Here is a 6,183-nt window from a genome sequence, read left to right on the forward strand (position 1 = left end):
ATCGGAAACATCATAATAAACTTGATTATTCTATTGACTATAGTTGTGATTTGCTTTCATTTTAGTATCTTTGAAGTATCGGAAACATCACGATCTTTGTAAGATTTTATTAATTAATGACTTACAAAACAAATCAGAATAAAAAAATTGATGTTATTTCCTATGAAAAATCCTGCACAATGGCAGGATTTTTCTTTTTAGAACAGTTCTAATTGCTGACCCGGAGAATTCACCGACATTGTTTTCTTACCATAGAAAAGTTCAATATTTCCGAATTGCTTATCTGTAATACACATAATTCCTACATTCCCATGCTCCGGGAGAAAAGACTTAACTCTCTTTATATGTACTTCTGCATTTTCGCTACTGGCGCAATGACGAATATAAATGGAAAACTGAAACATTGTAAAACCGTCTTTTTGCAGATTCTTCCTAAAATCTGTATATGCCTTTTTATCCTTTTTCGTCTCAGTAGGCAAATCAAACAGTACAAGTACCCACATAACACGATATTCACTAAATCGGTCCATCAAATTTCCGGATAAGATATTTTACGCAATTCTCCACTAAAGCACTTATACAAAGATGCCGTAGTTTGTCCGACTGCGACCATTAACGGACTTCGTTTTCCGGCAATGGTGGTTTCCAATGTAGGAATAGTAAGTAACCGGACTTTCAAATCTTTTGTCAACTCAGCATAATTTGCTCCTTGTTTAACCATGTCATAAACTAACCGATCTACATAGGGACGATATGGCTCCATAATATCATCTGCCAAGCAATAAGCATTATAGCGGTTGTGGTGATGTATTCCCAAAGTAGGTAAAAGCCCACTTGCCACTAACCCACGAGCAACAACAGCACGTAAAATAGCGTAACCATAATTCAATAAATTATTAGGCGGAATACCGTCCCTATCTCTTGTAAAACCTTCTATCCGAAACAAGTTTTTCCAATAATAAGCTGCAGCACGAGCTTCTTGATTATCCGGATCTCCACTTCTCACATTGGCCGCCCACACTCTCATACACTTCATCTCTTCTCCGGTACACTCTTTTAACACAGCTGCCTGATTCTCTATCTTAGCTTTTACCGTCTGCTGCCAAAGTTGTTTCGACAATGGCAGAGAAGCATCCAACTGCTGCCTAAACCTCTCGTTCTGTATAGTATTTCCATGTAGAGGAAGTAATAAACCTACCGGCATACTTTTACTGTCACATGTCAGAACAGCACAATTATTTTCAAGGAATGCCTCCAATACCCCTGAAGTGATAGTTATCTGTTTATGATCCAACACTATAACACCGATATCCTCTATCGGTTTGGACACTTCTGATACTTGTTTAAAATATTCAGGAAGAGTGTTATTATCAACAACTTCCGGTAATCTTATTATTAATTGGGCATTTCTTAGTGACAGATAGGCAGGGTTTCCAAAATAAAGTGTTTTCTTAATCATAATACACAGATTTTAGTCATTAAGTTTCTAAGAGCTGTCTAAACTTTCCAATAAAAATACTATCAGGTTATTTTTGTGTTTTCTTCCGGTCTTCTTTCCCGTTTTCACTCGTCAGATATCCCGCTATCCTCCTCATAAAATCAGAAAAACATCCTCGAAAAGCACTCTCAAACCCAACCCAAGCAAAATTGAGACAGGCCCTAAGGAATTCCTCATAAATAATCTATTTTTAATATTCTCCTACTGAGACAATCTGCCCTATATGATTTACTCGGACTTTAACTATACCATCCAACTTATTAGGCGTTTGAATAAGCTCCCATGTAATTTTTCTTAAAGGTTTATTATCAATGACAGTAGTTTCCAGATGATGTCTAAACATATAATTTTTTGTCGAAATCTTCTGTACTCTAAATAAATTAGGACTGATCACCGCATAATTTTCCGGATTCAACAAATCCACTTCTTTCGGGTCGAATCCGGTTTTCTCATTAGGGAACACAAAATACTCGTTCTGTTTCATCGTGAACATAAACTGCCAGCCCTCACTTTTGTTATAATTCTTATCTATGACGGGCAAACCTAAATTCACCCGTGTGACAGCTTCAAAGAAAGAAACCACGACTTCGTCAAGTTCATACACAGGATTACCTTCATTATCAAGCATCTCTTGTCCTGTCTTATCTAAAACAGGTTTTCGATAAATAGCCACGTGATGATTATTGCCTGTATTCACAAAATCCACAGGGATTTTCTTTCCTGTTTCATCTAAAATCAGATTTCCGTTTTTATCTTTCTTACCATGCAATGATTGCACTTTATTAATACCTCGAATAGTCACTCGCTTGATAGCTATTCCTTTCTCCTCATTCAGCCATATAGGATTCTCATCTAAGTTAACAAATGCTCTCTTGGCTTCTCCATCATATTCTCTCAAACGTTGCTCCAAAATAGAACGAACTTTTGCATCAACCACCTTGTCTACACTTAAATTCGGATCGACAGGTTTACGTATGGTATAAACAGTTTCCAACTCAACCGTTCGTACTCTCTCCGGTACTCGTGCCGTTTGTTCCCTATTAAGGTAAACCGGATTTTTTTCCAACGAGTTTTTACCGGTAAACGCTTTCTTGGGATCGTTACCAAAAGCCGCCAACCGTTCAAGCAAAGCATTCCGATAAGCCGGTTTGCACACTGTCGCAATTTTAGAGGAGTCAAAAGAAGCATTCACTTTTTCCTCTTTCGTAACATATTGTCTATGGCTACCGTAGATAGTCTCTAAATGCAATTGTCCACGCGGGGTTTGTTGTAACTTCTTATTTTCTCCGCCCTTTCTTTTTGTACAATTCACATTATTAGTAACTACTTTATTTTTAGCCTTGATAGATACCAACAAAGTTTCCAAATGACTTTTCGCTTCTGCACGAAACCGCACTAACGGCATAGGAGGCAAAGCCCTTCCATTCTCAAAATAACGAGTCTTTATACCTATTATATCGGAGTGCTCTTTGCAGTCAGCCTGCCATGCCGCATTTTTGTTGTTAAAGTATTGAATAAACACATCTTTGGTAAAAGCTACGGTTAAAGCATCCATGGCATGATGCCGATGATCATTTCTTTTTGTCCAGTCCTTTATTCTTTTAATTTTTCGTCCATCCTTATCTTCATACACTTCTACCAAACCCAAAGTCTCATATTTAGGCAAGTTCAATTCTTTCAATACATCCACAAGCTGCCAATCCTCTCGCAATCTATCCGTTATAGAACCGGTGGTAGCTACTACTCTGCGACAAATCTCATTCAGCATAGCGAGAGCCTTTTTAGCTATATATTGTGTGTTTCTCAAATCCCGATCGATAAATCCTTCCGGAATATTTTCCTGCTCCATTTTCAATTTCCGGAGTTTTGTTCTATGACCTTTAAACAAACTTTCGCAACGATTAAGATATTGTTGCAAGCCTTTTTCTCCATATTTCTCCTTTACGAAGTCATAAGCTGTTTTATTTCCTTTCTCAATGTTAATCGCTTTATACTCCAATGTCTTATTCGACAATGAATCATCGAAAAGCCGAGCTTGCGGAATGATGTGTTCTATATCTATCTCTTTACTGAACACTTTTTCTTTGGGTATATACTGATTGGAATACAACGTTTTATATCCGTTATCCTTCAATTCCTCATAAAGTTTATAGCGAATAATGTCATTACGGCTCACATTTATCATGCCGAATTCTTCCTGCAAGACTTTACGTATTTCTTCATGTTCACGGGTACTTTTTGCAATAGCTTTAGTCAGTTCTTCCCGTTCCTTAGCACTTTTCTTCAATTCACGCGCTAATTCTACTCGAATTTCATCAGGTTTTCCATAAGTGTCAATGATTGCGTTAATCACATTCACCATTTGATTCAAAATCTTTTCAACTACCGGATTACGCAAGCTGTTTTTAGGCAGAATATCCAGTTTATCTTTCAATACTTTATTTTCTATCTCTTCTTTAGTCAGAGAAGATTTGGAATGGCGATAGCCTGCATATCCACATGCCACATCATATCGGTTGCCTTCTTTCAAATAAGGCAAAATCTTTTTAATAGCTTTAGCACTCAGGCTTCCATAATCGTTTTGGAATGAAATATTCACAAGTTCTAAGGCACACTCTTTGCCCACATGGCAAAGCTCCATAAGCTTTTCAACCAACTTTCCGTTTCCGGTCGGTGTATTGTCTCCCTCAAATGAATATAATAAATGCCAAAGCTTGAAATAAGGCTGCTTCTCCAAATCTTTACCCTCTTTATTCAAATCTACGAAAAGCAAATCTGTATTCCATCCCAGATCGGTAAAGATATCTTGCAACCGTTCTATTATCTCATCTGTCGGTTTTCCAAAATCCAACGGTTCATAGCCATACTTCTCGATCATTTTGCTGTATGCCGAAAAGAGGACATTCCTCGTATCATTTCCTTCTATCTGTTCGAAATTCAAATCCTGAGGATTGTCGGACAGGAGTTTTAAAATACATTCTTTTTTAAGGCTCTTTTTTACGGAGAGTTCCTTAGCCAATATCTCTTTTTCTTCTTGATATAAATATCGCCATCCTTCTACCATCAAAGTATCCTCCGTACCGTCAAACAATCCGGGGAAAGCATCCGTTCTCTTTCGCTTACACTTTTTTTCACCGGCAAATACTTCTACATTATTCAATGTCTGCCATATTTTGAATTCTTGAAACAACGGATGTGAACGAGGTATGACTTTACATCCCACCACCTTAGCTTGCATCTTGCCATTTTTCTCCACCATAATTTCTCGGTTTTCAAATTCACAAAAACCGATCAAACCTTTTTGGCTTTTCAAGCGTCTTTGGTAAAAGATAATAATATCACGAATTTCTTTTTTCAGCTCCACGGTCAACTCCTTATGGAATTCCGCCTGCTTTTCCCAAATTTTATCAAACTCATCCAAATAATCCTGCCGGTAGAACACCATGTTACGCAGACTTGTATTGGGATTCTTTTCCAGTTCAGCCATTTGATATTGACCTACCGTCTGACGATTAAAATAAAGGACCTTGCTCCGGTCGCTAATTGCTCCTAAATAACCGCTTGAAGTACTTATCTGTCCATTAATTTCCTGCAACACCACTGCAACTTTTTCCAAGTCGAGCTGCTCCGTAAGAGCTTGTACACGCCAACGATAGTTCTCTTTTCTTTGTTCCTCCTTTTTGACAGTCCGTTTAAGACCGACAAGTTTACATTCTTTTTCCACACGTTCTGTTTTGGACTCTTTTTCATTCCAAACAACCATTTCATCCGTCCAAATAAAGTATTTCGCCAGAATAGCCCATGTCTGGCTTTTATTCTTTCCTTTGATTTCTTCTTTGGCGGTATCACAAAAGGCTTTCGGGTTAAACTGTTTTTGGAAGTTCCATATTCTATCAAACTCTTCCTGCAAATCGGAACTATAAAAATCAGGCAGAGACTTTTTGCCCGATTCGAGTAGCTGTAGACAAAGTTGCCCGGGAGTTAAATCCTCATCATACAATTTTTTAGCAACCTCCATTCCGTCAATCAAAGTTCCGGCCTCTTTTTCTTTTATTTTTCGACTGCTTTTATATCCCCGTTTTTTGTTGATCATCAACAACACACGTGCAAGTTCCTGTAAAGAGATTTCTTCATCGGGAGCTTTCGCCCTTAAACGATAAGTCTCAAACGTCGTTCTGTTTCCTTGCTCCGAAAGAATAGTACCATCCGCTATAAACCCAACTTTTTTTAAAAGCTTTATTAATGCATCGCGCCGCAATTTATACCGCTGCAAATTACGGCGCATACTTCTTTTAAGAGTCCTGTCCGCATTAGTAGTAATACTTTTCCCTTTCTCAAAATTTTGCATTTCATCGACAGTCAAAGGATTCACTCGCACACCCAACTTAATGATCGATGATGCCTCATCTCTATTTTCAGCTTCATTTACCAATGCCCACCCTATACTGTTCGAACCCAAATCCAGACCTAAAATCTTTTTCATGATATATTTGTTTTAACTTTCCCAAATATAAAAATTTTATTTTAAAAATATTTGCACATAAACCATTTATTTTATACTTTTGTCATACTAAAATGAAGCAAATCACAATAAGGATCATTCCGTTGTGAAAACATTAGGTTCCCTCGCCCTTCTGCGGGGGATTTTTACAGGTAAAGCTTATGTTTTCCGGCAATTTAAATTC

The 6,183-nt window shown here is 37.6% G+C and carries 3 protein-coding genes; all 3 read right to left on the bottom strand.

Features of this window, described 5'->3' with window-relative positions; translation table 11 throughout:
* Positions 1-197: 197 nt before the first annotated feature.
* Positions 198-530, bottom strand: coding sequence for a CRISPR-associated endonuclease Cas2 (cas2, locus tag AC1WHX_RS09810; protein ID WP_481229254.1), 333 nt, complete (start codon positions 528-530; stop codon positions 198-200).
* Positions 530-1,459 carry a type II CRISPR-associated endonuclease Cas1 gene (cas1, locus tag AC1WHX_RS09815; RefSeq protein WP_303117364.1) on the bottom strand — a complete coding sequence of 310 codons (930 nt, stop codon included), beginning with the start codon at positions 1,457-1,459 and terminating at the stop codon, positions 530-532. The genes cas2 and cas1 overlap by 1 nt, the downstream gene beginning before the upstream one ends.
* Before the next feature lie 229 nt (positions 1,460-1,688).
* Positions 1,689-5,981: a type II CRISPR RNA-guided endonuclease Cas9 gene (cas9, locus tag AC1WHX_RS09820; RefSeq protein ID WP_481229256.1), complete on the bottom strand. Its 4,293-nt coding sequence runs from the start codon at positions 5,979-5,981 to the stop codon at positions 1,689-1,691.
* Between the last annotated feature and the right edge of the window lie 202 nt (positions 5,982-6,183).

It is taken from the genome of Coprobacter sp., assembly GCF_982436375.1.